This is a genomic window from Lysinibacillus sp. JNUCC 51 (assembly GCF_015999525.1).
Taxonomy (GTDB): domain Bacteria; phylum Bacillota; class Bacilli; order Bacillales_A; family Planococcaceae; genus Lysinibacillus; species Lysinibacillus xylanilyticus.
On sequence record NZ_CP065545.1, the window covers coordinates 3,526,024 to 3,550,697 of the forward strand.

21 protein-coding genes, 20 tRNA genes and 1 rRNA gene are annotated in these 24,674 nt (G+C 39.1%); 34 read left to right on the plus strand and 8 right to left on the minus strand.

The window, feature by feature from the left end; genetic code table 11:
• Nucleotides 1–386 precede the first annotated feature (386 nt).
• The 21 genes from rrf to JNUCC51_RS17125 all read left to right on the plus strand — a co-directional run bounded on the left by rrf (nucleotide 387) and on the right by JNUCC51_RS17125 (nucleotide 2,331).
• Nucleotides 387–502, plus strand: a 5S ribosomal RNA gene (gene rrf / locus JNUCC51_RS17025).
• A gap of 10 nt (nucleotides 503–512) precedes the next feature.
• Nucleotides 513–588 (plus strand) — tRNA-Val (locus tag JNUCC51_RS17030).
• Nucleotides 589–591: 3 nt separating this feature from the next.
• Nucleotides 592–667, plus strand: a tRNA-Thr gene (locus JNUCC51_RS17035).
• 5 nt (nucleotides 668–672) lie between these two features.
• A tRNA-Lys gene (locus JNUCC51_RS17040) sits at nucleotides 673–748 on the plus strand.
• A gap of 20 nt (nucleotides 749–768) precedes the next feature.
• Nucleotides 769–853, plus strand: a tRNA-Leu gene (locus tag JNUCC51_RS17045).
• Nucleotides 854–901: 48 nt separating this feature from the next.
• Nucleotides 902–976, plus strand: a tRNA-Gly gene (locus JNUCC51_RS17050).
• Between the two features lie 5 nt (nucleotides 977–981).
• Nucleotides 982–1,070 (plus strand) — tRNA-Leu (locus JNUCC51_RS17055).
• A 19-nt stretch (nucleotides 1,071–1,089) separates the two neighbouring features.
• Nucleotides 1,090–1,166: transfer RNA gene (locus tag JNUCC51_RS17060), tRNA-Arg, on the plus strand.
• A 13-nt stretch (nucleotides 1,167–1,179) separates the two neighbouring features.
• A tRNA-Pro gene (locus JNUCC51_RS17065) sits at nucleotides 1,180–1,256 on the plus strand.
• A 6-nt stretch (nucleotides 1,257–1,262) separates the two neighbouring features.
• Nucleotides 1,263–1,338, plus strand: a tRNA-Ala gene (locus JNUCC51_RS17070).
• A 26-nt stretch (nucleotides 1,339–1,364) separates the two neighbouring features.
• A tRNA-Met gene (locus JNUCC51_RS17075) sits at nucleotides 1,365–1,438 on the plus strand.
• Between the two features lie 7 nt (nucleotides 1,439–1,445).
• Nucleotides 1,446–1,522 (plus strand) — tRNA-Ile (locus JNUCC51_RS17080).
• A gap of 15 nt (nucleotides 1,523–1,537) precedes the next feature.
• Nucleotides 1,538–1,630 (plus strand) — tRNA-Ser (locus JNUCC51_RS17085).
• A 49-nt stretch (nucleotides 1,631–1,679) separates the two neighbouring features.
• A tRNA-Met gene (locus JNUCC51_RS17090) sits at nucleotides 1,680–1,754 on the plus strand.
• A 4-nt stretch (nucleotides 1,755–1,758) separates the two neighbouring features.
• A tRNA-Asp gene (locus JNUCC51_RS17095) sits at nucleotides 1,759–1,834 on the plus strand.
• 14 nt (nucleotides 1,835–1,848) lie between these two features.
• A tRNA-Phe gene (locus tag JNUCC51_RS17100) sits at nucleotides 1,849–1,924 on the plus strand.
• A 3-nt stretch (nucleotides 1,925–1,927) separates the two neighbouring features.
• Nucleotides 1,928–2,001, plus strand: a tRNA-Gly gene (locus JNUCC51_RS17105).
• A gap of 1 nt (nucleotide 2,002) precedes the next feature.
• Nucleotides 2,003–2,079: transfer RNA gene (locus JNUCC51_RS17110), tRNA-Ile, on the plus strand.
• Between the two features lie 4 nt (nucleotides 2,080–2,083).
• Nucleotides 2,084–2,160, plus strand: a tRNA-Asn gene (locus JNUCC51_RS17115).
• A gap of 6 nt (nucleotides 2,161–2,166) precedes the next feature.
• Nucleotides 2,167–2,257, plus strand: a tRNA-Ser gene (locus JNUCC51_RS17120).
• Nucleotides 2,258–2,259: 2 nt separating this feature from the next.
• Nucleotides 2,260–2,331: transfer RNA gene (locus tag JNUCC51_RS17125), tRNA-Glu, on the plus strand.
• A 72-nt stretch (nucleotides 2,332–2,403) separates the two neighbouring features.
• On the opposite strand, the gene JNUCC51_RS17130 is transcribed toward JNUCC51_RS17125, so the two are convergent.
• Nucleotides 2,404–3,042 carry an NAD(P)H-binding protein gene (locus JNUCC51_RS17130; RefSeq protein ID WP_337988992.1) on the minus strand — a complete coding sequence of 213 codons (639 nt, stop codon included), beginning with the start codon at nucleotides 3,040–3,042 and terminating at the stop codon, nucleotides 2,404–2,406.
• Nucleotides 3,043–3,205: 163 nt separating this feature from the next.
• Here JNUCC51_RS17130 and JNUCC51_RS17135 point away from each other — a divergent pair, with 163 nt between their 5' ends.
• The 4 genes from JNUCC51_RS17135 (at nucleotide 3,206) to JNUCC51_RS17150 (ending at nucleotide 7,199) form a co-directional block, all read left to right on the plus strand.
• Nucleotides 3,206–4,417 (plus strand): diaminopropionate ammonia-lyase, encoded by a 1,212-nt coding sequence (locus JNUCC51_RS17135; RefSeq protein WP_337988993.1) that lies wholly within the window; start codon nucleotides 3,206–3,208, stop codon nucleotides 4,415–4,417.
• A gap of 395 nt (nucleotides 4,418–4,812) precedes the next feature.
• Nucleotides 4,813–5,574, plus strand: a complete 762-nt coding sequence (locus JNUCC51_RS17140) for a MerR family transcriptional regulator (protein ID WP_337988994.1) — start codon at nucleotides 4,813–4,815, stop codon at nucleotides 5,572–5,574.
• A gap of 200 nt (nucleotides 5,575–5,774) precedes the next feature.
• Nucleotides 5,775–6,224 carry a TraR/DksA C4-type zinc finger protein gene (locus JNUCC51_RS17145; protein WP_337988995.1) on the plus strand — a complete coding sequence of 150 codons (450 nt, stop codon included), beginning with the start codon at nucleotides 5,775–5,777 and terminating at the stop codon, nucleotides 6,222–6,224.
• Between the two features lie 48 nt (nucleotides 6,225–6,272).
• Complete coding sequence (locus tag JNUCC51_RS17150) at nucleotides 6,273–7,199, plus strand: dipeptidase (RefSeq protein ID WP_337988996.1); 927 nt, start codon at nucleotides 6,273–6,275, stop codon at nucleotides 7,197–7,199.
• Nucleotides 7,200–7,221: 22 nt separating this feature from the next.
• Here JNUCC51_RS17150 and JNUCC51_RS17155 read toward each other — a convergent pair whose 3' ends face one another.
• Entirely contained in the window at nucleotides 7,222–8,142 is a 921-nt protein-coding gene (locus JNUCC51_RS17155; RefSeq protein ID WP_100544138.1) for a 1,4-dihydroxy-2-naphthoate polyprenyltransferase, read from the minus strand.
• A 631-nt stretch (nucleotides 8,143–8,773) separates the two neighbouring features.
• Between JNUCC51_RS17155 and JNUCC51_RS17160 the strand changes: the two genes are divergently transcribed.
• The 6 genes from JNUCC51_RS17160 to JNUCC51_RS17185 all read left to right on the plus strand — a co-directional run bounded on the left by JNUCC51_RS17160 (nucleotide 8,774) and on the right by JNUCC51_RS17185 (nucleotide 17,278).
• Entirely contained in the window at nucleotides 8,774–10,159 is a 1,386-nt protein-coding gene (locus JNUCC51_RS17160) for an isochorismate synthase (RefSeq protein ID WP_337988997.1), read from the plus strand.
• Nucleotides 10,152–11,876, plus strand: a complete 1,725-nt coding sequence (gene menD / locus JNUCC51_RS17165; protein WP_337988998.1) for a 2-succinyl-5-enolpyruvyl-6-hydroxy-3-cyclohexene-1-carboxylic-acid synthase — start codon at nucleotides 10,152–10,154, stop codon at nucleotides 11,874–11,876. The genes JNUCC51_RS17160 and menD overlap by 8 nt, the downstream gene beginning before the upstream one ends.
• Nucleotides 11,864–12,673, plus strand: coding sequence for a 2-succinyl-6-hydroxy-2,4-cyclohexadiene-1-carboxylate synthase (gene menH, locus JNUCC51_RS17170; protein ID WP_337988999.1), 810 nt, complete (start codon nucleotides 11,864–11,866; stop codon nucleotides 12,671–12,673). The genes menD and menH overlap by 13 nt, the downstream gene beginning before the upstream one ends.
• Before the next feature lie 64 nt (nucleotides 12,674–12,737).
• The gene (gene menB, locus JNUCC51_RS17175) at nucleotides 12,738–13,556 is read left to right on the plus strand and encodes a 1,4-dihydroxy-2-naphthoyl-CoA synthase (RefSeq protein WP_132364614.1); all 819 of its coding nucleotides are present in this window, start codon (nucleotides 12,738–12,740) and stop codon (nucleotides 13,554–13,556) included.
• Between the two features lie 233 nt (nucleotides 13,557–13,789).
• Entirely contained in the window at nucleotides 13,790–15,214 is a 1,425-nt protein-coding gene (locus tag JNUCC51_RS17180) for an o-succinylbenzoate--CoA ligase (protein WP_337989000.1), read from the plus strand.
• A gap of 873 nt (nucleotides 15,215–16,087) precedes the next feature.
• Nucleotides 16,088–17,278, plus strand: a complete 1,191-nt coding sequence (locus JNUCC51_RS17185) for a transglutaminase domain-containing protein (protein ID WP_337989001.1) — start codon at nucleotides 16,088–16,090, stop codon at nucleotides 17,276–17,278.
• Here the strand turns inward: JNUCC51_RS17185 and JNUCC51_RS17190 are convergent.
• From JNUCC51_RS17190 to ytzI, 4 genes are all read right to left on the minus strand, one after another.
• Nucleotides 17,261–18,250: a metal ABC transporter solute-binding protein, Zn/Mn family gene (locus JNUCC51_RS17190; protein ID WP_337989002.1), complete on the minus strand. Its 990-nt coding sequence runs from the start codon at nucleotides 18,248–18,250 to the stop codon at nucleotides 17,261–17,263. The two genes, JNUCC51_RS17185 and JNUCC51_RS17190, sit on opposite strands and share 18 nt — an antisense overlap.
• 107 nt (nucleotides 18,251–18,357) lie before the next feature.
• The gene (yidD, locus tag JNUCC51_RS17195) at nucleotides 18,358–18,591 is read right to left on the minus strand and encodes a membrane protein insertion efficiency factor YidD (RefSeq protein WP_082172819.1); all 234 of its coding nucleotides are present in this window, start codon (nucleotides 18,589–18,591) and stop codon (nucleotides 18,358–18,360) included.
• Entirely contained in the window at nucleotides 18,588–18,749 is a 162-nt protein-coding gene (locus tag JNUCC51_RS17200) for a hypothetical protein (protein WP_166672116.1), read from the minus strand. Before JNUCC51_RS17200 ends, yidD begins: the two co-directional genes overlap by 4 nt.
• A 70-nt stretch (nucleotides 18,750–18,819) precedes the next feature.
• Nucleotides 18,820–18,966, minus strand: coding sequence for a YtzI protein (gene ytzI / locus JNUCC51_RS17205; RefSeq protein WP_337989003.1), 147 nt, complete (start codon nucleotides 18,964–18,966; stop codon nucleotides 18,820–18,822).
• 138 nt (nucleotides 18,967–19,104) lie between these two features.
• Between ytzI and JNUCC51_RS17210 the strand changes: the two genes are divergently transcribed.
• The 3 genes from JNUCC51_RS17210 to JNUCC51_RS17220 all read left to right on the plus strand — a co-directional run bounded on the left by JNUCC51_RS17210 (nucleotide 19,105) and on the right by JNUCC51_RS17220 (nucleotide 21,010).
• The gene (locus JNUCC51_RS17210; RefSeq protein ID WP_100544129.1) at nucleotides 19,105–19,422 is read left to right on the plus strand and encodes a transposase; all 318 of its coding nucleotides are present in this window, start codon (nucleotides 19,105–19,107) and stop codon (nucleotides 19,420–19,422) included.
• Nucleotides 19,423–19,785: 363 nt separating this feature from the next.
• Nucleotides 19,786–20,250, plus strand: a complete 465-nt coding sequence (locus JNUCC51_RS17215) for an NUDIX domain-containing protein (protein WP_337989004.1) — start codon at nucleotides 19,786–19,788, stop codon at nucleotides 20,248–20,250.
• Nucleotides 20,234–21,010, plus strand: a complete 777-nt coding sequence (locus JNUCC51_RS17220) for an alpha/beta hydrolase family protein (protein ID WP_443137006.1) — start codon at nucleotides 20,234–20,236, stop codon at nucleotides 21,008–21,010. Before JNUCC51_RS17215 ends, JNUCC51_RS17220 begins: the two co-directional genes overlap by 17 nt.
• Nucleotides 21,011–21,638: 628 nt before the next feature.
• On the opposite strand, the gene JNUCC51_RS17225 is transcribed toward JNUCC51_RS17220, so the two are convergent.
• Nucleotides 21,639–22,595: an alpha/beta hydrolase gene (locus tag JNUCC51_RS17225; RefSeq protein ID WP_337989006.1), complete on the minus strand. Its 957-nt coding sequence runs from the start codon at nucleotides 22,593–22,595 to the stop codon at nucleotides 21,639–21,641.
• 125 nt (nucleotides 22,596–22,720) lie between these two features.
• Nucleotides 22,721–24,307 (minus strand): phosphoenolpyruvate carboxykinase (ATP), encoded by a 1,587-nt coding sequence (pckA, locus tag JNUCC51_RS17230; protein ID WP_337989007.1) that lies wholly within the window; start codon nucleotides 24,305–24,307, stop codon nucleotides 22,721–22,723.
• Nucleotides 24,308–24,674 lie beyond the last annotated feature (367 nt).

The window sequence follows — 24,674 nt, forward strand, 5'->3', positions numbered from 1 at the left end:
GAGCGAATGGCTACTCGAGTACTTCTATAGAAGAGTAAAGATTTTTGCGTGAAAAGTGACAATGCTTAAATATTTGCTAGAGGAAGGAGTTAGCTTGAGGCGAAAATCAGCATCTTTTTATGAATAAAATAGCAAATCAATCTATCTGATAAATTAATTGTTTTCTTTTAATTGAACAATTGCTATAATAAATAGCAGAGTGATAATTTCTCTTTCATAACAAAAAATATCTTCTTAAAGTAATTATTTCTTTTTTTTATAAAAAAGTGTTGCACAATGTGAGAAAACGTTATACAATAATTCTTGTCTTGAAGGACAGGTAATAAACTTCAAAACGAAATACATAAGAGTTTCAAGATACAACGTATATTGAAAGCTGTTAATAGTCTAGTGATGATGGCAAAGAGGTCACACCCGTTCCCATATCGAACACGGAAGTTAAGCTCTTTAGCGCCGATGGTAGTTGGGGGCTTCCCCCTGCGAGAGTAGGACGTCGCTAGGCATAATACCCAGGAGGATTAGCTCAGCTGGGAGAGCACCTGCCTTACAAGCAGGGGGTCGGCGGTTCGAGCCCGTCATCCTCCACCATTTGCCGGTGTAGCTCAGTTGGTAGAGCAACTGACTTGTAATCAGTAGGTCGTGGGTTCGACTCCTATCGCCGGCACCATTTTAGAGCCATTAGCTCAGTTGGTAGAGCATCTGACTTTTAATCAGAGGGTCGAAGGTTCGAGTCCTTCATGGCTCACCATTTTATTGCCAACAAAATATGCGGGTGTGGCGGAATTGGCAGACGCACTAGACTTAGGATCTAGCGCCGCAAGGCGTGGGGGTTCGACTCCCTTCACCCGCACCATATTTTTGAAATTTCATAATTGCCAGGATAAATAAATCTTATGCACATGCGGAAGTAGTTCAGTGGTAGAACACCACCTTGCCAAGGTGGGGGTCGCGAGTTCGAACCTCGTCTTCCGCTCCAAATGTGCCGGGGTGGCGGAACTGGCAGACGCACAGGACTTAAAATCCTGCGGTAGGTGACTACCGTGCCGGTTCGATTCCGGCCCTCGGCACCATTTTTTGTTTTAATAATTAGCGCCCGTAGCTCAATTGGATAGAGCGTCTGACTACGGATCAGAAGGTTATGGGTTCGACTCCTGTCGGGCGCGCCAAATTAATATTTATCGGAATGTAGCTCAGCTTGGTAGAGCACTTGGTTTGGGACCAAGGGGTCGTAGGTTCGAATCCTGTCATTCCGACCATTTTATGGGGCCTTAGCTCAGCTGGGAGAGCGCCTGCCTTGCACGCAGGAGGTCAGCGGTTCGATCCCGCTAGGCTCCACCATAAAAGATAACCAGTATAAAGATCCTGGCGGCGTAGCTCAGCTGGCTAGAGCGTACGGTTCATACCCGTAAGGTCGGGGGTTCGATCCCCTCTGCCGCCATCTTAAAGGACCTTTAGCTCAGTTGGTTAGAGCAGACGGCTCATAACCGTCCGGTCGCAGGTTCGAGTCCTGCAAGGTCCACCATTTATATAATGTTACGGAGGTATACCCAAGTCTGGCTGAAGGGATCGGTCTTGAAAACCGACAGGCGGGTAACACCGCGCGGGGGTTCGAATCCCTCTACCTCCTCCAGTTTATATTTAAATGGTGCTTGAAAAACTCGAAAAGAATATATTATTAACGCGGGGTGGAGCAGTGGTAGCTCGTCGGGCTCATAACCCGAAGGTCGTTGGTTCAAATCCGGCCCCCGCAACCAAAATGGTCCCGTGGTGTAGCGGTTAACATGCCTGCCTGTCACGCAGGAGATCGCCGGTTCGATCCCGGTCGGGACCGCCATTTTTTAAAAATATGGGTCAGTAGCTCAGTTGGTAGAGCATTAGATTGAAGCTCTAAGTGTCGGCGGTTCGATTCCGTCCTGACCCACCATATGCGGGTGTAGTTTAATGGTAAAACCTCAGCCTTCCAAGCTGATGTCGTGGGTTCGATTCCCATCACCCGCTCCAAGGGCCTATAGCTCAGCTGGTTAGAGCGCACGCCTGATAAGCGTGAGGTCGATGGTTCGAGTCCATTTAGGCCCACCATTATTCCGAAGTAGCTCAGTTGGTAGTAGCACCTGACTGTTAATCAGGTTGTCGCAGGTTCGAGTCCTGCCTTCGGAGCCATTTTTTGGGGAAGTACTCAAGAGGCTGAAGAGGCGCCCCTGCTAAGGGTGTAGGTCGGGTAACCGGCGCGAGGGTTCAAATCCCTCCTTCTCCGCCATCGGCCCGTTGGTCAAGTGGTTAAGACACCGCCCTTTCACGGCGGTAACACGGGTTCGAATCCCGTACGGGTCATACTAAAATGCAGTAGATGTAAACTACATCTACTGCATTTTTTTGTATAAGAATAGCTTTACGACTATTACATTAATGAGAGATAAACGGTGCTTTGTGCACGTACTTTGTATTTTCTATATGATCAATGATAAAAGTGGCTATATCTTGATTAGTTATTTTGGTACCAGGCATATCTGTAAGGTTTTCCTTTATCTGATTGGATGTTAAGCTATCTTTTACAAACGGCAATCTAATTAATGTCCATTTGATCTGCTTATTATTTAATAAAATTTCCCATTCCAATTTTTTATCTTGCATCATTTTCGAAAGAAAAACTTCAAAAATCTTTGCTCCAAAACGATTCATCATGCTTTTTTTGTCCTCTTTAATCGTTAGAGAACCACCTGAAACACCTATATAACGATTAATGTTTAACTCTTTCATCACTTTAAAAATATTAGTAGTAACTTTGCTATAAATGGGCTCCTCATTAGGTGGTTGACCAAATGTATTAATAACAACTTGACAATCTTTAAGAAGTTCTCGGATGTTTTCTATGTCCTGTACTTGCCCTTTCACTATTTCAATTGCATTATTTTTATGCAGTAACTTTTCAGGATTTCTAACAAGCATCCGAACAGGATATCCTTTTTGTATTGCGTGAGTTGCTATATGCTTTCCTACTTTCCCTGTTCCTCCAATTATCGCGATTTTATAAGGTCTATCCATTATATACCTCCATTTGAATATACTAGTATATATACGAAAAATCTCATCAATAAGATTCAAATTTATTTCTTTTACTAAAATTTGTAATATAGACGAGTGTAGTATTTTGTTTTGTGATTCTATACGCTAAGATGAAACTAGAACATTTGCTAGGGGGATATGGATGGGAAAATTATTGTGGACTAAAAACTATCAATATTTGTTACAGAAGAACGTGGAACAAGTAGCACCTTTTCTATGTAATTTTTCACCAGGACAAGTAAATCGTGTTGGTAGATTTCAACGTACATACGAGAAATTTGAAAGCACACCATTACGTAGTTTAAATGCTTTTGCATCGCTAGTTGGGGTACAAAGTATTTACGTAAAAGATGAATCTTATCGATTTAACTTAAATGCTTTTAAAGTATTAGGTGGTGTTTATGCAATTGGGCAGTACGTTGCCAAAAAGTTAGGTAGGAATATTGATGAGCTATCGTTTGAGCAGCTTAAATCATTAGAAGTAAAAGAGCAGCTAGGGGATTTAACGTTTATTTCAACGACAGACGGCAATCATGGTCGTGGAGTGGCTTGGGCTGCTAGAGAGCTTGGTTTGACAGCTCGCATTTATATGCCTGCTGGTAGTGCAGAGGAGCGCCTTCAAAATATTAAAAATGAAGGTGCATATGCTGAAATAACGACAATGAATTATGATGATACAGTTCGTTATACTTCACAGCTAGCAACAGAAAATGACTGGGTCGTTATTCAGGATACGATGTGGGAAGGCTATGAGGAAATTCCGTTATGGATTATGCAAGGCTATACAACACTAATAAAAGAAGCCGTTGAGCAGGTGGTAAAAGCACCTACGCATGTATTTTTACAAGCTGGGGTTGGATCTTTTGCAGGTGCAGTTGTAGCTTTCCTACAACAATATTATGAGCAGGAGATTACATTTGTCTTAGTTGAGCCTTTTGCAGCGAATTGCTATTATGAAAGCTTTAAGGCAGGTGCCGAGCAGTTTGTGACGGTTGGTGGAGAGATGCAAACAATTATGGCTGGTCTTGCTTGTGGTGAGCCGAACCCACTCGCTTGGGACCTGTTAAAGACATATACGAAGGTAAGTATTTGCTGTGATGATGAAGTTGCTGCAACAGGTATGCGCATTCTTGGCAATCCACTAGAAACAGATGCACGAATTATTGCCGGAGAATCAGGAGCTGCCCCAGTTGGCTGTTTTTATGAATTGATGATGAATGAGCAATATACAGAACTGAAGGATTCATTACAATTAGATGAAAATTCTCGAGTATTGTTTATTAACACTGAAGGTGACACTGATGTAGATAATTACAGAAATATTGTGTGGCATGGCAAGTATGCAAAAGTCTAACTGCTTTCAGCAAAGGATTTTGTAGTGAAAGCAAAGCATCAGCTATAGAGTCTCCCTCCTCTATAGGGGGAAAGTTGAACGCGGTATTAAATCACTTTTCAACGGGTGTCAAAAATTCTCTGAAAGAAGTTATAGCCTCCGGACGCAATTATGCCGAGGTATAATTGATTTTTAAGAAAAAAGCAAACTAGTGACAATAAAATGTTCTAGTTTGCTTTTTTCGTTCGCATGTATTACATAAATTGATTGGAGTGAAGACTGGACGCCACAGGCAAGCGCACAGTCGGAACAGCAATCAACTCAATGTTATAGTAAAGAGCCAATTTTTTTTTAATTTTTTTCTTGACCTTAACGTTGCGTAAACATTTACAGTAGCATTAGTGGAGGTGAAAAATGTGGAATATACAATTCAAGAGCTTGCTCAATTATCCGGAGTTAGCACAAGAACACTGCGTTATTACGATGAAATTGGATTACTGAAGCCAGCAAGAACGAATGAGGTGGGCTATCGATTTTACGGACAATTTGAAGTTGATATGCTCCAGCAAATTTTATTTTATAGAGCATTAGATATGAAGCTAGCAACAATTAAAGAAATTATTCAAGCGCCTGATTTTCAACATACAGAGGCGCTCAAAACTCATCGCACTGCTTTACTGAAACGTAAGGAGCAGCTAGAAAAGATATTACAAACAGTGGAAAAAACCATTCAATCTATAGAGGAGGAACAACCAATGGCAAATGAAGAGAAATTTAATGGATTAAAAGAGAAGCTAATCGAAGAAAATGAAAAGCAATATGGTCAAGAAATTCGCGCAAAATATGGTGACAACAAGGTTGAGGCATCAAATGCGAAGCTAATGAATATGACAGAGGAACAGTATGAGGCAATGCAGCAATTAGAACAGCAATTATTTAATCGTTTAAAAGAAGCGATGGAAATCGGCGATACGAACAATGATGTGGCGATGGAGGTAGCAGAGCTTCATAAGCGCTGGCTTAGCTTTACATGGTCACAATATTCTAAAGAGGCACATGCAGGTCTTGCTCAGATGTATATAGCGGATGAACGCTTTTCAGCATATTACGATGAGCGTGTTTCTAAAGGAGCAGCACAATTTTTACATGATGCCATCATCAATTTCACCATGGCGTAATCTGACGCTTAGCTTTAGTAACAGTTAAACAATGCGTTAGGATTTAGAATTGTACTTAGGACTGCACAACGCCGGTTAATAAGCTGTTGTCGCAGGAAGTGACGGTTTTTAATTATACAAAATAAATAACTCCTCCTCGTGCTTTAGTGTTTTAGAAATATAAATTTAGGAAAAAATGAAGGCATGAGGAGGAGATTTTTTTGAACCCACAAGTAATGGAAAAATTAAAAAAGCAATTAGAGCAGGAATTACAGGAAATAGAACAGCGACTTGAGGAATCAGAACGTCCGCAAGCGACAGAGCTGTCTAATTATGATAATCACCCAGCTGATAATGCGAGTGATTTAACGGATCAGCTAACGGAAATGGCGATTGATGAGCATCGAGGTGACGATGCTGAGGAAATAAAGGCTGCACTACAAGCGATGAAGGATGGTACGTATGGTAAATGCGCTGTATGTGGTATAGAGATTCCTATTGGCCGCTTAGAAGCTATGCCGAAAGCATTGACATGTGTTGAGCACGCGGAGCATAAAGAAGATAATTTAAGGCCAGTAGAGGAAGATGTGTTGTCTTCCACGCCAAGATCGGATGATTTCATAGAACTTGAGGAATTTGGCTCTTCTGATACACCTCAAGATAAAAGTTAGTAAGCAATTTCACTCACAGGCAGTATAATAGCTGTATGGGGTGAGGATATGGACATAATTGATTTACATTGCGATGCTCTATTGAAATTAACAACTTTAGAAGCGGCGAAATTTGAAGATGATGTACGATTGCAAGCTAATCGTGAGAGATTACAATTAGGAAGGGTTAAGGCACAAGTATTTGCTATTTTTATTAATCCTAAAATCCCGCAAAATATGCAATTTTTAGAGGCTGTGCGGCAAATTGAAGCCTTCCATACACATGTATTACAGACTGAGGGCATGGTGCATATTACGGATTGGTCGCAATTAGATACTTTAGCTCCGCATGAAATTGGTGCAATTTTAAGTTTAGAGGGCTGTGGTCCGATTGGTGAAGATTTAGCAAAGCTTGCAGCAATATTAGATGCAGGTGTCAAGCTTGTTGGCCTAACGTGGAATGAGGAAAATGCTGTGGCCCACGGTGCTGAACAGGATGCAAGCCTTGGTTTAAAACCGTTCGGTAAAGAGGTTATTAACTTGCTAAATGAGCGAGATATTATTATCGATGTATCCCATTTAAATGAACAGAGCTTCTGGGATGTCTTGCCACTAGCGAAGCATATTATTGCGAGCCATAGCAATACACGTGCAATTTGTGATCATTCAAGAAATTTAACGGATGCTCAGGCAAAAGCACTTGTCCAGCATGGTGGTCATATTCATGTCGTTTACTACCCGCATTTTATCCATGACAATGCTACGATGGATGATTTAGTAGTGCATGTGAAGCATCTGGCAAATATAGTAGGGATAGAGCACCTAGGATTAGGTTCAGACTTCGATGGAATAGATGTTACTGTGAAAGGCTTAGCACACGCAGGAGAGGCACAAAATTTGTTAGAGGCATTACGTGAACATTTTTCAGTTGAAGAAGTTCATGGTATTGCTAGTAATAATTTTAGACGTTATGTAAAAAATGCAACAGCCCGTTAAGGCTACTGCATTTTAATGGATTTTAATAAAAGAAATATTGAACTAATAAGCCGATTCCTAAGAGGAAGCCGAAGAATGTATTTGTTTGCGCTGTAAATTTCATCGCAGGCATAACTTCTTTGGCTTCTTTTTTATCACGGAAAATTTGGATCGCACGAAGTGGTTTTGGAACGCTTAAGAAAATGATTAGAGCCCAAAATGTAATACCATCAATTGCTACAAGAGCGATTACCCATAAGTACGAAACGATAAAAAAGCCAGATAGCACAGAAATGGCATTATCTCGACCTACTAAAATAGCAAGTGTTTTTCGACCACCTTCTGTATCTCCAACGATATCGCGGATATTGTTGGACAGCATAATAGCCCCAACTAAAATCATACTTGGTACTGAAAGCAAAACAGCATCTAATGTCACAGTAAGCGTTTGAATATAAAAGGCGATTAAGACAATCCCCATTCCCATTACAGCGCCAGATACAATTTCTCCAAATGGTGAATAGGCTATTGGGTATGGTCCTCCAGTATATAAAAAGCCAATAAGCATACAAACAAGCCCGACAGCAGCAAGCCACCAAGAGGTTGAGGCACATATGTAAATGCCAAGCAACATAGCTATTGCATAGAAGCTTAAAGCAATCATCATAATTGTTTTTGGTTGAACACCGTGACGCACAATCGTTCCACCGATACCGACAGAATTTTCGTTATCTAATCCTAGTTTGTAATCGTAATATTCATTGAACATATTTGTTGCTGCTTGTATAAGCATACTTGCAATGAGCATAGCAAAAAATAGTCCAAAATCTATTGTTTGTTTTTCAATTGCTAAGGCAATCGCTGTTCCTAAAAATACTGGAACGAATGAAGCGGTTAAAGTATGTGGACGTGTTAAATGCCACCAAACTTTAAAACCCCTATCAGCTTCAATGACTTTGGTCATAAGGTCTTTCTCTCCTTCAAATGTTGTAGACTATTCTTATTTTATACGAAGAATGAGAAAATGGGTAGGTTCACAGCTTATTATATACAGTTCAGACCAATTATGCCTTGGCATAATTGCGTCCGGAATCGGTTTTGTGCTTGCACAAAGAACTCCTTTCCGATTACGTGACATCCGCCGGAGGCTTTTAACTTCTTTCAGCGGCTGTTTGGACACCCGCTGAAAAGTAGCTTAAATCCGCATTCATCTCACCACCTATAGAGGAGGGAGACTTCTGCTGAAAGAAGTTAAAAAAAATGATACAATAGAACATGCATTTATGAACTGAAAACAATAATTAAGATAAAAGCAACAGTACGAAGAATAGGCTAGCAATTGAAAAATGACGGCTATTGATTTCTTTTAGCATATGTTTTTTGTAGCGAAAGCAAAGCGTCAGCTACATATGTTTTTTGTACCGAAAGCGTAGCGACAGGTACAGAATTCTCTAACCTCTATAGGTGGTGAGATGAATACAGATTGTGCTAAAGAAAAGCAATGCAGTTGATATTTATGACTGAAAGTGTAGAACGAGTACAAAACATACCGTGCGTCATTCATTATGTACATTGCAACAACGGAGGTAATTTTCATGCAACAGAAGTGGTACCAAGCCACAGAGGTAGAAGTGGACTCTTTGGGCCAAAACCTTCATTTTTATATGGAAACAATTGAAGTAAGTCGCTTATCTGCTCTCGCATTTTATGCGGCGGGCGAGGAGCTTTATAAAGGTGAACGATTTTATTGGCAAAATAGAGAAAAAACAATGACATTAGTAGGGCTAGGACATGCCTATACAATTCAAAATAACGCCAAAAACGATCGCTTCGATGCAGTAGAAGCGGAATGGAAAAGTTTAACGAAAAACTGTGTGAAGGGACAAAGCGAGCTACAACCAATTTTGTTTGGTGGATTTACATTCGATCCACAAAATGAAGTAACTGGGGAGTGGACAGACTTTCCAGAGGCTTATTTTGCACTCGCAACATACCAGCTTGTCATCCGTGATGACAAAGCGTTTGTAAGTATTCACCTTATTTCAAAAAATGAGCAGGCAGAATCTCAATTTGAAGCGCTACGTAAAGAGCGAGATCATTTAATTCATGCTGCTCAGGTAAAAGAAGTGAAAACGTATTCAAAGCCTGAAATCACAAGTTATTTTGAGCCATATAAGGAGCCATATTTAGCTTCAATTGACCAAGTAACAGCATTGATTAAGCAGAAGAAGGCAGATAAAGTCGTTATTGCACGCTCACTAGCATTGCAATTTAAAGAACAAGTTTCTTCACCGCAGGTACTATCACAGATTATTCATGAGCAGCCGGAGAGCTATTTATTTGGTTTAGAGCGTCAAGAATTATTGTTCTTTGGTGCATCCCCAGAACGTCTTGTAAAAGTAGAAAATGGCCGCGCTTTTTCATCTTGTGTGGCAGGCTCTATTAAACGTGGTAAGACAGCAGAGGAAGATGAAGCCTATGGACAAAGCTTATTAAATGATTCGAAAAATGGTGGCGAGCATCAATATGTTGTCGATATGATTGCGGAAACATTCCGTGAAAATTGTATAGAGATGAAAATACCAGATAGCCCTCGCCTACTAAAAATTAGAGATATACAACACTTATATACACCTGTTGAAGGTCAGTTAAATAGTGAGGCAACAATATTACAACTGACAAAATCTTTGCATCCAACTCCAGCTTTAGGCGGTGTGCCAAGGAAAGAAGCAATGGAAGCTATACGTAAGTATGAGCCTATGAATCGTGGACTTTACGCTGCTCCAATTGGGTGGGTAGATGCAGAAGGCAATGGGGAATTTGCGGTGGCCATTCGTTCGGCTGCTTTACTTAAGGATAAAGCTTTTTTATATGCTGGTGGCGGTATTGTAGCAGATTCAGAGCCACAATCTGAATATGAGGAAACATTAGTGAAATTCCGTCCAATGCTTCGTGCGCTAGGAGGACAATTACATGAGTGAACAGAAAATTTTAACGGATTATGTTTATAAAATGGTGGCATCACTAGTGCAAGCTGGTGTTGAAAACGTTGTTGTCAGCCCTGGCTCACGTTCGACACCTTTAGCTTATGCATTTGCTTCAACAAAACAGCTCCATATGTATCGTCAAGTTGATGAGCGATCGGCTGCTTTTTTTGCGCTAGGAATTGCTAAGGCTACAGCAAAACCCGTTGTTCTTTTATGCACATCGGGAACAGCTGCTGCAAACTATTTTCCTGCCATTGTTGAAGCAAGCTATGCTCGTGTACCGTTAATTGTAATTACAGCTGATCGTCCACATGAATTGCGAGAGGTCGGTGCACCACAGGCTATTAATCAGCCGAATCTATATGGTACAAATGTCAAATGGAGCGTGGATTTCCCTTTGGCAGATGGTGCTGCACCAACATTGCCGTTTATTGAGCGTCATATTGCGCGTGCGGTAGCAGTGGCAATGAGCGCACCATTTGGACCGGTGCATATTAATGTACCTTTCAGAGAACCTTTGTTGATTGATTTTCGAGAGGAACTTCCAGAAGCGACATTTAAGCACAGTAGTATGGGTCAGTTAATACCTTCAATGGCGACTCAACAAGAGCTAGCGGAGATTTTACGTGCAACCAAAAGAGGCTTTATTATTATTGGTGAGCTAGCACTCGGTACAGATTTGACAATTATGTGGGAGTTTGTTCGTCAATTAAAATGGCCGGTCATTGTCGAGAGTTTATCTAATATGCGGTCATCTGTCCCAGAGGATTGTCTGCCTTATTTAATCACGACGTATGATGCCATTATGAAAAGTGAAGATTTTAAAGCAATAGTTGCACCAGATACTGTGCTACGCATAGGAGCACAGCCTGTTTCTAAATTTATTATGCAATTTATTACTAAATCTCTGCCTAATGCGTATATTGTTGTCGATGAAGATCCGATGTTCCGTGATTCTACAGGTGTGTCTACTCATTTTGTTCATGCAAGTATTGGTGAATGGCTGACGCAATTAGAAATCTCTGAAACAGCTCTAGAAACAGAATATCTAGCTGAGTGGCAAGATGCTAATGATATTGCACTTGAGTATATAGAGCATTATTCTGATGGTGCGATTGATGAGGGGGCAATGGTAAGTCGATTACTAAAAATGATTCCTAGTGGCAGTGATATTTTTGTTAGTAGCAGTATGCCAGTGCGTGATATAGATACGTTTTTAATGGCGACACCAAAGGATATTCGAATTGTTGCAAATCGTGGAACAAATGGTATTGATGGCGTCGCATCAACTGCAATGGGCTTTAGTCAAGGAAATAACCGTGAAACCTACTTGCTTATTGGCGATTTAGCCTTTTTACATGATGTCAACGGTCTTATTGCTTCAAGATACCAGGAATGCAATTTGACAATTATCGTTATGAATAATGATGGCGGCGGTATTTTCTCATATTTACCACAGTCTAAAGTTGAGGCACATTATGAAGATTTATTCGGCACGCCAACTGCCCTTAAATTCCATGATATTGCTAATATGTACGATATGGATTATATACGCGTAGATGATATTTCAGAGCTATCAGTAAAGTTCACTACGATGAAAAAACGACCAATGCGCTTAATTGAAATTTTCACGAATCGAGAGGAAAATGTGTATGCGCATCGGGCACTGTGGAATCGCATTAATGCGGGGTTAAAAGCATGGCAAAGCTAATGATTCGAGGGCTTGAAACATACGTGGAAATCTGGAATGAAGATGCGGAGCAAACGCTTGTTGCATTGCATGGTTTTACAGGTAGTACAGCTACATGGGGAAATTTGGCGAATGCTCTACCTAGGGTACGAGTTATTGCCATTGATTTAATTGGACATGGCCAAACAGCAATACCTCAGCAAATTAGTCGTTTCTCGATGCAAGCACAAATCCAAGATTTAGAGGAAGTTTTTTGCCAGCTACAGCTCAAGAAATTTACGCTGCTCGGCTATTCGATGGGAGGAAGAATTGCATTATCGTATGCAATCTCCTACCCAGAACGCATTGAAAAGCTAATTTTAGAAAGTGCTTCTCCAGGTTTACGAACTTCTAAGGAGCGTTCTGAACGTTGTGAGAGAGATGACGCTTTAGCTGAAAAGATAATTAATAACGGTTTGTTATCATTTGTTAATGCGTGGGAAAACATTCCTTTGTTTGAGTCCCAAAAGAATTTACCGTACAGTGTACAAGAAGCGATTAGGTTAGAGCGACTTTCTCAAAAGGAGGAAGGCTTGGCAGGTAGCTTACGAGGGATTGGTACAGGCAGTCAGCCATCAAATTGGATGTCATTGGAGAATATTAAATATCCTGTTTTATTAATTACAGGCTCATTAGATGAGAAATTTTGTAAAATTGCACTAGAAATGAAAGCGTTAATAAAAAATGCCAAGCATTCGACAGTAAATGACGCTGGACATGCAATTCATGTGGAAAATCCCGCTGAGTTTGCTACAATAGTAGAGGAGTATTTAACGTAATATAATATTTACGTTATCGCCTTGATTTTGAACGAGACGAATTTAATTATTAGGAGGCAATTCAATGACACGTCAATGGACAAGTTTACATACTTATGAAGACATTAAGTATGAGTTCTATAACGGTATCGCAAAAATTACGATCAACCGTCCAGAAGTGCGCAACGCATTCCGACCAAAAACGGTAATGGAAATGATCGATGCTTTCTCACGTGCACGTGATGACAAAAATGTTGGAGTTATCATTTTAACTGGTGAAGGTGAGCATGCCTTCTGTTCAGGTGGAGACCAAAAAGTACGCGGCCATGGTGGCTACGTTGGTGAAGATGAAATCCCACGTCTAAACGTACTTGATTTACAACGTTTAATCCGTGTTATTCCAAAACCTGTAGTAGCAATGGTTGCAGGCTATGCAATCGGTGGAGGACACGTATTACACGTTGTCTGTGACTTAACAATTGCTGCTGACAACGCTCGTTTTGGACAAACTGGACCTAAAGTTGGTTCATTCGATGCTGGGTATGGCTCAGGCTATCTTGCACGTATTATTGGTCATAAAAAGGCGCGTGAAATTTGGTACCTTTGCCGTCAATATGATGCACAGCAAGCACTTGATATGGGATTAGTTAACACAGTTGTTCCTTATGAGCAATTAGAAGATGAAACTGTACAATGGTGTGAAGAAATGCTACAAATGTCTCCAACTGCTCTACGCTTCTTAAAAGCAGCAATGAATGCAGATACAGACGGTTTAGCAGGTCTTCAACAAATGGCTGGCGACGCTACTCTTCTTTACTACACAACAGATGAAGCTAAAGAAGGTCGTGACGCATTCAAAGAAAAACGTCAACCAGATTTCGGTCAATTCCCAAGATTCCCTTGATTATCTGAAACGTTGAACGGCTCGTATCTTAATGAGATACGAGCTTTTTGTATATCTAAGGGAGCGAGACGGATAGAATTGCTAGAGCGGCGGAAAGTTACGGCTTAGCGGCGGAATGCCATGGCCAAGCGACGAAGCTGCATGGTCAAGTGGTAGAAAACCAAATCAGAGAAACGGATAGACGGATGATGTGATAAAGCGGTACGATTAAGGCTGATTGGAGGAATAACGAGATGTATCTAAATTGGATTTTACAGCGAGCATATTTAACACCTTTACGAAACGGTTTAACATATAATGGGCAGACTTGGACATTTCAAGAATTAAATGATTTATCGTTAAAACGTGCTCGTCAACTTACAGCACTAGATATTAAGCAAGGGGACCGTATTGCAATAATGGGGCCGAGTAAGCCTTCCCTTGTCATCATGATGTACGCATGTATGCATTTACAATGTGAAATGGTCATGCTAAATCGTAGGCTAACACAGGATGAAATTGCCTATCAGCTAGAGGATTCAGGTGCTTTGGCAGTATTAATTGCAGATGAGGATATTGAAAAATTACCATCACATACACCTTATTTTTCATTTTCTACTATAGAAAAAAGTACAGAAGCGGCTATTGATATTACGAAAGAGTGGTCTTTAAACCAAACAACATCGATTATGTATACATCTGGTACGACTGGTTTTCCAAAGGGCGTTTGTCAAACTGTTGGAAATCACCAGGCAAGTGCAACGGCCTCGGTTTTAAATATAGGTTTGCATGCGGAGGACACTTGGTTATGTGCTGTACCACTTTTTCATATTAGTGGCTTTTCTATTTTAGTACGTTCATTATTGTACGGCAATAAAGTGCATTTATATGATCAGTTTGATGCAGAAGCCATTTCCAAAAATATAAGGGATGGTGAGGTTACACATATGTCGGTAGTCGCTGTCACATTGGAAAGGATTCTACATACACTTGAACAGAAAAACGCGCAAGCTTCATCAAAATTTAAAATGATGCTAGCGGGTGGTGGACCTGTGCCAGTAGATTATTTAAAGAGAGCGCAAGCATTAAATTTAGCTGTGGCTCAAACGTATGGTATGACTGAAACTTCGTCACAAACTGCAACTTTAGCAAATGAAGATGCGATGCGAAAAATTGGATCTGCAGGTAAACCATTGTTTTTTAATCAAATTCGCATTGCTGAGCCGAATGACAATGGTGAAGGAGAAATTTGCATACGTGGTCCACATGTTACACCGGGGTACATTGGTCGTTTTGCCAAAAAAAATGCAACGATTGATGGCTGGCTTCATACTGGGGATATTGGTTATATAGATGAAGAAGGTTATTTATTTGTCATTGATCGTCGAGCGGATTTAATTATTTCAGGTGGCGAAAATATTTATCCTGCTGAAATTGAAAATGTGCTACTTACACATCCTGCTGTTAAAGAAGCTGGAGTCTGCGGCATTGATGATGAAGCGTGGGGACAGGTACCAATCGCCTTTGTTGTATTAAAAGAAGAAGTACAGGTAGAGCAAATACAAGAATTTTGTCAAAAGAAGCTTGCTAAATATAAAATACCAAAAGAAATTGTTGTTACGGACGAGCTCCCTCGAAACGGAGCCAACAAGCTACTTCGTCGAAAATTAATGGACTAATAACAAAAAGAAGCCTTCATTGATATGATGGCTTCTTTTCGTGTTGTTAATTACAAAGTATGGCTCTTGGGCAAAACGAGTGGGTGATTTCCGTTCCGACTGGGCGCTTTTATCGCTACCGCTTCGCTTTCGAGCAGAGCAGAGCTTCCTGGGGGCGTTCGATGAGCTGCTTCGCTTCGCTGCAGTGTCTAGGGCCAACAGATGTTTTTTACGCGAAAGCGTAGTGTTAACGAAATGGTAGGTTCAACATAAGTGAAGAAAACATCGCGCCAGAAATGGAAAACCCTCTCATTTAAAGCGCCCCAACATTCAAAAAGATCACTTTTACTATTTTTTACCATTACGAAAGAAGCCTTCATTATATGAAGGCTTCTTTTATTCGTTTTAACTTCTTTCAGCGGGTGTCCAAACACCTGCTGCTGACGCTACACTTTCGCGCAAAAAACACCTGCTGCTGACGCTACATTTTCGCGCAAAAAACACCTGCTGCTGACGCTACATTTTCGCGCAAAAAACACCTGCTGCTGACGCTACGCTTTCGCGCAAAAAACACCTGCTGCTGACGCTACGCTTTCGCGCAAAAAACACCTGCTGCTGACGCTACACTTTCGCGCAAAAAACACTTGTACCTGTCGCTACGCTTTGGGTACAAAAGACATTCGCTGAAATAGAGGAACTCAGTCTAAGAACGCCACGTCCTGTGGCAACGACCAAGTGACCAACATATGTTGGCCTAAAGCTGATTCTGGACGCAATTATGCCGAGGGATAATTGATAAGTCATTTTTAGTTAACTTTTAGGATTAAATTAATCATTCATTAACATAATAAGAAATGACAGGCATAAACTAGTTAGTAAAGGAGAAAGACTCATATGAGAAAATATATATATAATGTTGTCATTATATTATTTGTTCTACAAATGAGTCATGTGCAAGTATTCGCAAATTATGAACAAAAGAATATTGCAACGGCCAATTCAATAGAAACACTACAACATCTAATTCAAAAACAAGTCATGGAATTATCTACTGAATTTGACATTCGTTATACTGGTAATACGTCGGAAATAAAAGATGAACTATCTGAGCTCATTAAACAAGCTATTCAGGATCCATATATTTTTGCCAATATTTCTGGTTTTAAATGGAAATATAATGGCTATGCCAATAATATTGTCATTAGGTTTGAGTTTACCTATCATATTTCGCAGGAAGAGGAGGCATTTGTAGAACAGACTTTGACGAATATTATTGCACCTATGCATGGATTAAGTGAATTGCAGAAATTACAAGCTGCACATGATTTTATCATTCTATCTGCTGAATATTCAAAGGAAACCGAAGGAAGTCAATATTCTCCCTACACATTGCTTACGGAAAATAAGGGAGTTTGTCAGGCATATGCTTTAGTGCTTTATCGCATGCTAGAGAAGCTAGGTTTTGAGGTACAATATGTACCAGGAAAAGTAGGGGAACAACTACACGCCTGGGTCTTAGTGAAGCTTAATAATGCATGGTATCATATCGATGTTACATGGGATGATCCATTGCCTGATCGTAAGGGTGAGGTCCGTTATAATTATTTTTTAGTGTCTGATCGTCAATTAGCTCAGGATCACTCTTGGGACTATACGAGTTTCCCAGCTGCTACAAGCGAAGCCTATGTTGATTTACAAAAAACAAATAAGGTTGAAGTTATTACAAAACCAATACTGGATGGTCAATTTACCTTTGATAAAGGGCGGTCCATTTTTGGTAAAAATAAACAAACAGTAAAACAATTCATTGAACAGCCTAGACTGCTTTTAAAAGGTAATAAAAGCGATAATTCTGTTCAGGTTCCTCTAAATAAATGGGAATCAATCATTTTAGAAAGTAATGTAGCCCAAGTAAAAGATAAAAAGATAACACGAAATGCTATGCAAAAGAAAAAAGGGCTAATTAGTTTTTATAGAGCGGAAAAACGAATGCCACAAGAAAAGTACGTCATAATAAAGGAGGTGCCCCATACGATGTTCGGGGCACCTCCTTATTTATTTATTTATTTATTTGTGAGCATTTAATGCAGTATTTAAAGTTTGAATGTTTCTCTTCATAAGGGTGAAGTATGTTTCATTATTCTTTACATCATCTGCTGTTAAAACGCTTAAATTGTGCAAGATAAGAGGCTTTGCGTTAACCTCTTTTTGGATAACCTCGGCTAGTTTAGAAGAGACATTTTGCTCGAATAAAATGTAGTGAACATGCAATTCATTTGCTTTATCAACAATCGCCGTAAGTTCTTTTTGAGAAGGCTCATTTTGTGAGTTTAAACCGGCTATTGCTACTTGATTTAAACCGTATTGTCCTGCGATATAGCCAAATGCTGCATGTGATACGAAGAACGTTTTCTCTTGCGCTTTATCAGCCATAGCTTTAAATTCATTGTCTAAACCTTGTAGTTCTTTTACCAATGCCTCGTAGTTAGCTGTAAACGTAGCTTCTTGTTCGGGCATCTTTTCAACTAGAGTGTTTTTAATGGAAAGTGCTAAGTCTTGACTGATAGTTGGAGATAGCCAAACATGTGGATCTACATTACCGTGATCATGATCTTCATGTCCGTCTTCATGATCATGATGTGCTTCCTCTTCATCATCATGTGAGTGACCTGTGCTGACAGCTAATTTTTCATCTGAAACCTTATCTGCAGTTGCTATCATTGTTACATCTTCATTAGCTAGGGTCTTTTTGGCATTCTCAACAAAGCCCTCTAGTCCTAAGCCTATATAGAAAAATATATCGGCATCTGCTAATTTCATCATATCTTTTTGTGTTGGCTCAAATGTGTGTTCATTGGCGCCAGCAGGGTAAATAGAAGAAACATCTACAAAATCGCCACCAATTCGTTGTGCAAAATAACTTAATGGATAGACAGTTGTATAAATTGCTAATTTATCCTTTGTCTCTGACTGTTTGGAAGTAGCCGATTTATTCCCACAGGCAGCAGTGAATAGGGCAAGAACTGCAACTAAAAATAACAAAAATACTTTTTTCATCTTATAGTATACCTCTTTAAAATAGTAATCATTACGATTTGTTTTTTGAACAGTTTCTATAATAACGCACATCTGAAAAAAGTACAAGAAAAAATGACCTTCGGGCATTAATTCTTTTTCGAAGGCCATTTTTCAGGTACTGGATCAAAGCCACCTGGATGGAATGGATGGCATTTTGATATACGTTTAATTGTTAAATAGAATCCTTTAATGGCACCGTGTTTTTGAAAAGCTTCAAGTCCATAAGAGGAGCATGTAGGATGGAAGCGACAGGATGGCGGCGTCATGGGTGATATAAATTTTCTGTAAAACTTAATGAGCCATATAAAGGGATATTTCATAGTTGTTTGTCCTTTTGTTGAGCGTTGAATTGCTTTGGCTTAGCATCGATAGTTTGTGTAAAGAAATTGCTTTTTTTCTTCAACAAGACAATAACGGAAACGCCAAACATAAGCATCATCATTGCGATCATAATGATTATTGGTAATGGTACTCCCATTGCGTTCACTCCAAATTCTATTAGTTAATAATATTATAAAAGAATATCTTTAAAAAATGTACAAATTGAACTAGTCATCATTTTGATGAAAGTTTTGCTGTGGTTTATCATCAACAGTATGTTTAAAAGCATACGCGCGATTGACACTAATAATAGTCGCGACCGTTACTAATATAACGATGATTGCTGCTACAACTAAGAGTGTGATTAAACTCATGGCATTCACTCCGTTCCTTATTCATACTTCCTATTATAAATTAGATAATCTTACTTAGTTGTGAAGGAAGTTTGACATTCCAGCGAATAAAACTGTCCTTTTACCACCATACTATGGTAAAAGGAGTGTTTTGTAGAGATGGATCGTCAGCGTGTATACTTTTCACTTGCCAATAGAACGTATTATACAAATCCATATGCAGGACAGTGGAACTTTGAACTCAACATAGATCGCCAAGCATTAGATGTATTTGAAAAAATTTTTCAGCAAATGCAGATGTTGGAAATTGCCAATGCATGGCGTGCGCAATTGCCATATATACAGTATCATAATGATAGAGAAAATGATGAAATTGATTTGCGATTAAAAAAAATCTATGCACTCGTTCATGAGTATGGGGATGCGGATACGAAGGCATTTGTTGAACAGCTTCCATATTTCAATAAACGTGTCTAAAGGTAGGGTCACTGAAAAACATCAGTGACTCTTTTTTATATTGATGTAAGCTATTTTCTCTTGAGGGATTAACCATTGTCATAGTGGGCACTAGTAGCTAGTAGTAAGTAAACTCCAATTTGTGGAACTGTTGTTGTTTGCAATCGAATAAACATAGTATTAGATAAGGTTTTACTTCTTGAAAAAAGACGCCTACCGCACTGTTTAATTGAAGTTAATATTAGTGATTTATCTGTTGATTATAGATACATGATTACTCTATAGTGAAGTAAAAGATCATCATCGTAACGCTGTAGAATGCTATTAATTTTTAGTAATTGATTCGACTCAGTGTATGAAATATAGAAAAAGGAGTTGAAGAGCATGTTTACATTTAAAGATTTAAATGGTTTACAAGTGGATTTAAGTTTTAAAAGAGGCGAATTGGATATTGAGCCTAAGCATGTACTCGTTTTATTAAAACATGAAAATAAGTGGTTATGTACAATTCATAAACGACGTGGTGTTGAGGTTCCAGGAGGAAAGCAAGAACCTGGGGAAACATTGGAGCAGGCAGCAATTAGGGAAGTATTCGAGGAGACTGGTGTTCATGTGAAAAATCTTAGATGGTTTGCAGAATACGCCGTTCATGATGACATTTTATTTTGTAAAACGGTCTTTACCGCACAGTTTGCGGGGCAGGAAGACATTGATTTTGATTTAGAAACTTCGGGAATGACTTGGCTAACTGATGAAGAATTTGCTCATCATCCAAATTTAAGCTTTCATATGAAGGATGAAGGTATGCAGAAAATGCTGGAGGAGTTGAAACATTATGACCAATGGTAAGATCGTTGGGAAACGTCTTTATCCTTCGCCTAATCCAGCTATTCGTTTAACAGAAATCACGTATATGTCACATGGTCTACGTGTGAAGGGATTACTAGCGGAGCCTAAAGCAGAAGGTACATATGATGGCTTTTTATATTTGCGTGGAGGTATGCAAAGTATTGGCATGGTTAGACCTTCACGTGTCGCACAGTTTGCAGCTCAAGGCTTTATCGTTTTTGCCCCATATTACCGTGGCAATCGAGGTGGAGAAGGTCGAGATGAGTTTGCAGGAGCTGATCGGTATGACGCTGTATACGCAGTAGACGTGCTAAAACAGTTTTGCAATGATAATATACATGTCTTTGGTTTTTCACGTGGTGGTATTATGGCGCTTTGGACTGCAATCTTACGTAGAGATATTACATCTGTTGTGACATGGGCCGGGGTATCTGATGCAACAGCTACATATTGGGAGCGGACAGATATGCGCAGGATGATGAAGCGTGTTATTGGTGGGACACCTAATCGTGTACCAGAGGCTTATGATGCTCGAACACCACTTTTTGAGGTAGAGCACATTACAGCACCAGTACTTATTATTCATGGCTACCGTGATGAAAATGTAGATATTGAACATGCAAAACAGTTAGAATTTTATTTGAAGGATTCTAATAAAAGATATGAAACATGGTATGACCTTCGCTATGCTCATCAGTATCCACCGGCCAAAAATAGAGCAACAGTACATGCACTTTGTGAGTGGATGAAACTTCAATAAAACAGTATGTTTTGAGAGGAGTGTATTGTTTGAAATACATAAAAAATAAAAGACGCAAGATTATTCTTGTAGGATTCGTATTGATGATAATTGCTCCCACCTTTGTATATTATAAGTTTTTAACACCTTGAGCAGATATTCAGCAATACAAGGAATATTACGCTCCAAAAACACAGCAAAAAACAGTTAAGCAAGGTGAGATAAAGGTCACATTTTTAGGAATAGGGGTAGGAGCTCAAGATCAAGATTTTCAAAACATGTATTATGAGCAAACTGTGCGGACAGTAAAACCGGAACTTATTATTCCGATACATTGGGACAACTTTACCAAACCTTTAACAGACAATCTTGAAGCATTGCCTAAATTTGCGGATAACACAAAAAAAGGATTAGATTTTTTCATTCAGAGGACAACAGCAGATAAAATTGATTTTCTAATACTTCAAGGTTTGCAAAGTATTTATTTCTAGAAATTGCACAGAATTGATACAAATTTCATTTAGAGAGTTTACCCCATTTTGATTAACTCTTTTTCAAAATGGAGTTTTTTTGTTTAAAAAACCGCTCAGGTAGACAAAAAACGTTCAGGTGCTTTATGGCAGACACCTGAACGGTAGAAAAAAGTTATTTACTTTATATATTTTTCTAAAAAGTTATTAATAGTTTTCCAATAAGCGTCTCCAGCAACGCTTTCTGCACCACCATGTCCAGCACCTTCAACTATAAATTTCTCTTTCGGTACATTGGCGGCCTCATATACTTCATTTAGCATATCAGATGGAACAAATGTATCGTTACTTCCATGAATGAATAGCATCGGTGTTTTCGATTTTGCTACTTGCTTGACGCTATCAGCTTCACCAAGCGTAAAGTCAGCTCTTAACTTCGTAACAATAGAAGAAAAGTGCATAATAGGGAATTCGGGTAAATTAAAGATTGCTTGCAATTGATAGGAGAATTCATTCCAAACTGAGGAATAACCACAATCCTCAATAATAGCCTTAACATTGTTAGGTAGATCCTCTCCTGAGGCCATCATCACTGTAGCACCTCCCATAGAAACACCATACAAAACAATTTCAGCGTTTTTATTAGAACTGATTACATTATTAATCCAAGAGACTACATCAAGCCGATCATGCCAGCCCATACCAATATAGTCACCCTCACTTTTTCCATGAGCCCTTGCATCTGGCACGAGTACATTGTAGCCTGTATCATAAAAATGCTTAGCGTACTTTGTCATTTGTGAGCCATCAGATGAATATCCATGGAAAACAATCGCCCATTTATTTGTTTCGTTTGTATTTTTAAGTGTATAGGCATGTAATTTCAAATCATCGAAAGACTGTATATATGAGTCCTCATAATTCTCTTTAAACCACTTCTCATTCTCTTCTTTTTCTTTAGCTTCCTTAGGACTAATAGCAATAGAATTGTGCGGAGCATTAAACACTTCTGATTTATCAGTATTAGGATTTAAGGCGAAGTTATAAAAATAATTCCCTACAAAAAATCCGGCCACAACAAATAATACTAATAGAAGACTGACAATGGTAATAATCACTTTATACTTTTTTTTCATATATTTCCCCCTAAAACTACTAATATGAATTATACACAAAGTTACTAATATGAAAAGTGGGCTTTTCAAAATAAGGGGATATAAAAAAGGGAACGATTATTAAATCGTTCCCTTTGCTTAGTAAATTATTTTAATGGACCGCCAAGTTTAGTGATGGCTTCAGAAACATTTGAGAACTTCTTGAAGTTGTCGTTGAATAAACCAGCAAGTTCAGCAGCTTTTTTATCATAAGCAGCTTTGTCTGCCCATGCATCACGAGGATTAAGCACTTCTGTTGGTACACCTTCAATAGAAGTAGGGATGTTTAATCCGAATACTGAATCTTGAATTGTTTCAACATTAGTTAATTTGCCATCAATTGCAGCACGTACCATTGTACGAGTGTAAGAAAGCTTCATACGGCTACCAGTACCATATTCGCCACCAGTCCAACCAGTGTTCACTAAGAATACTTGTGCACCGTGCTCGTCAATTTTTTGACCTAACATTTCAGCATAAACTGTTGCTGGAAGTGGAAGGAATGGAGAACCGAAGCAAGTTGAGAATACTGGTTCTGGCTCTGTTACACCACGTTCTGTACCAGCAAGTTTAGATGTGAAACCGCTTAGGAAGTGGTACATTGCTTGCTCTTTTGTTAATTTACTGATTGGAGGTAATACACCAAATGCATCAGCTGTTAAGAAGATGATTGTTTTTGGGTGACCTGCGACAGATGGATCAACAATATTTTCAATGTATTGAATTGGATAAGCTACACGTGTATTTTCTGTTAATGAACCATCATCATAGTCACAAACTCGAGTTTCTGGATCAACAGCTACGTTTTCTAGTACAGAACCGAAGCGGATTGCATTGTAGATTTCTGGTTCTTTTTCAGCAGAAAGGTTAATTGTTTTTGCATAGCAACCGCCCTCAATGTTGAATACACCGTTATCAGACCAACCATGTTCATCGTCACCGATAAGCTTGCGGTCAGGATCAGCTGATAAAGTAGTTTTACCTGTTCCAGATAAACCGAAGAATAATGCAACATCACCAGCTTCACCAACGTTTGCTGAGCAGTGCATTGAAAGGATGCCTTGTTGTGGTAATAAGTAGTTCATAATACCAAAAATTGATTTTTTGATTTCACCTGCGTATTCAGTACCACCGATTAGGATAATTTTCTTTTCAAGTGATACAATGATGAATGTTTCAGAAGCAGTGCCATCAACTGCAGGGTCTGCTTTAAAGTTAGGAGCTGAGATAACAGTGAAGTCAGCAACATGAGAAGCTAATTCTTCTTTAGTTGGACGGATAAATAATTGATGAGCGAAAAGATTGTGCCAAGCATATTCATTGATTACTTGGATGCTTAATTGTGAATCTTTGTCAGCACCAGCAAAGCCTTTGAATACGAATAATTCGTCACGTTCTTTTAAATATTTTACTACTTTTACATATAAGTTATCGAACACTTCAGAAGAAATTGGTTGGTTAACTTTCCCCCAGTCAATTTTATCCTTTGTGCTCTCTTCTTCTACCGTATATTTATCTTTAGGTGAACGACCAGTGTATTTGCCAGTTTCTGCACGAACTGCGCCATCTACTGTTAACATAGCTTCACCACGAGATGTAGCTTTTTCAGCTAATTGTGGTACTGAAAGTTGAACATTAATGTTACCGCCGTTTAATAATTCCTTCAGTTCGGTTGCAATTTCTACTGAATTCATCGATTAAATACCATCCTTTTTTATAGTATTCCCTTGAGTCTGAGGGAGATTTTCTTAATTTCAAAAATAGTATAACACAATTGCTTAAATAATCTATACTAATTCAGAAATTATTTTTCAGATTTTATTACTTTTCAAGAAAACGACAAAAAGTAAATTGATTCGTTTTGATAATGCTTTTTACCCTATTTAATAAGTGTTCACACATTCACTTTCGACACAGCAAAATTGTCTTTGGAAGCTTTTAGCTAACATGAGGTTCGCACAGGATGTGAAGTTTTAGCTTGTTTCTTTACTAGTTGGAGCTTGTCTTCGACTGAAATGGGGCTACAATCATATTCATCCACCCACATGTTCTGTAGCTGAC

Excerpts from the sequence above, each read along its gene's own strand:
- JNUCC51_RS17150 (WP_337988996.1), top strand. The coding sequence starts at position 6,273 with ATGGACATAATTGATTTACATTGCGATGCTCTATTGAAATTAACAACT.
- JNUCC51_RS17135 (WP_337988993.1), top strand. The coding sequence starts at position 3,206 with ATGGGAAAATTATTGTGGACTAAAAACTATCAATATTTGTTACAGAAG.
- JNUCC51_RS17210 (WP_100544129.1), top strand. The coding sequence starts at position 19,105 with ATGGATCGTCAGCGTGTATACTTTTCACTTGCCAATAGAACGTATTAT.
- yidD (WP_082172819.1), bottom strand. The coding sequence starts at position 18,591 with ATGAAATATCCCTTTATATGGCTCATTAAGTTTTACAGAAAATTTATA.
- menB (WP_132364614.1), top strand. The coding sequence starts at position 12,738 with ATGACACGTCAATGGACAAGTTTACATACTTATGAAGACATTAAGTAT.
- pckA (WP_337989007.1), bottom strand. The coding sequence starts at position 24,307 with ATGAATTCAGTAGAAATTGCAACCGAACTGAAGGAATTATTAAACGGC.
- menD (WP_337988998.1), top strand. The coding sequence starts at position 10,152 with ATGAGTGAACAGAAAATTTTAACGGATTATGTTTATAAAATGGTGGCA.
- JNUCC51_RS17225 (WP_337989006.1), bottom strand. The coding sequence starts at position 22,595 with ATGAAAAAAAAGTATAAAGTGATTATTACCATTGTCAGTCTTCTATTA.
- JNUCC51_RS17190 (WP_337989002.1), bottom strand. The coding sequence starts at position 18,250 with ATGAAAAAAGTATTTTTGTTATTTTTAGTTGCAGTTCTTGCCCTATTC.
- JNUCC51_RS17200 (WP_166672116.1), bottom strand. The coding sequence starts at position 18,749 with ATGGGAGTACCATTACCAATAATCATTATGATCGCAATGATGATGCTT.
- JNUCC51_RS17160 (WP_337988997.1), top strand. The coding sequence starts at position 8,774 with ATGCAACAGAAGTGGTACCAAGCCACAGAGGTAGAAGTGGACTCTTTG.
- ytzI (WP_337989003.1), bottom strand. The coding sequence starts at position 18,966 with ATGAGTTTAATCACACTCTTAGTTGTAGCAGCAATCATCGTTATATTA.
- JNUCC51_RS17180 (WP_337989000.1), top strand. The coding sequence starts at position 13,790 with ATGTATCTAAATTGGATTTTACAGCGAGCATATTTAACACCTTTACGA.
- JNUCC51_RS17215 (WP_337989004.1), top strand. The coding sequence starts at position 19,786 with ATGTTTACATTTAAAGATTTAAATGGTTTACAAGTGGATTTAAGTTTT.
- JNUCC51_RS17185 (WP_337989001.1), top strand. The coding sequence starts at position 16,088 with ATGAGAAAATATATATATAATGTTGTCATTATATTATTTGTTCTACAA.
- JNUCC51_RS17130 (WP_337988992.1), bottom strand. The coding sequence starts at position 3,042 with ATGGATAGACCTTATAAAATCGCGATAATTGGAGGAACAGGGAAAGTA.
- menH (WP_337988999.1), top strand. The coding sequence starts at position 11,864 with ATGGCAAAGCTAATGATTCGAGGGCTTGAAACATACGTGGAAATCTGG.
- JNUCC51_RS17155 (WP_100544138.1), bottom strand. The coding sequence starts at position 8,142 with ATGACCAAAGTCATTGAAGCTGATAGGGGTTTTAAAGTTTGGTGGCAT.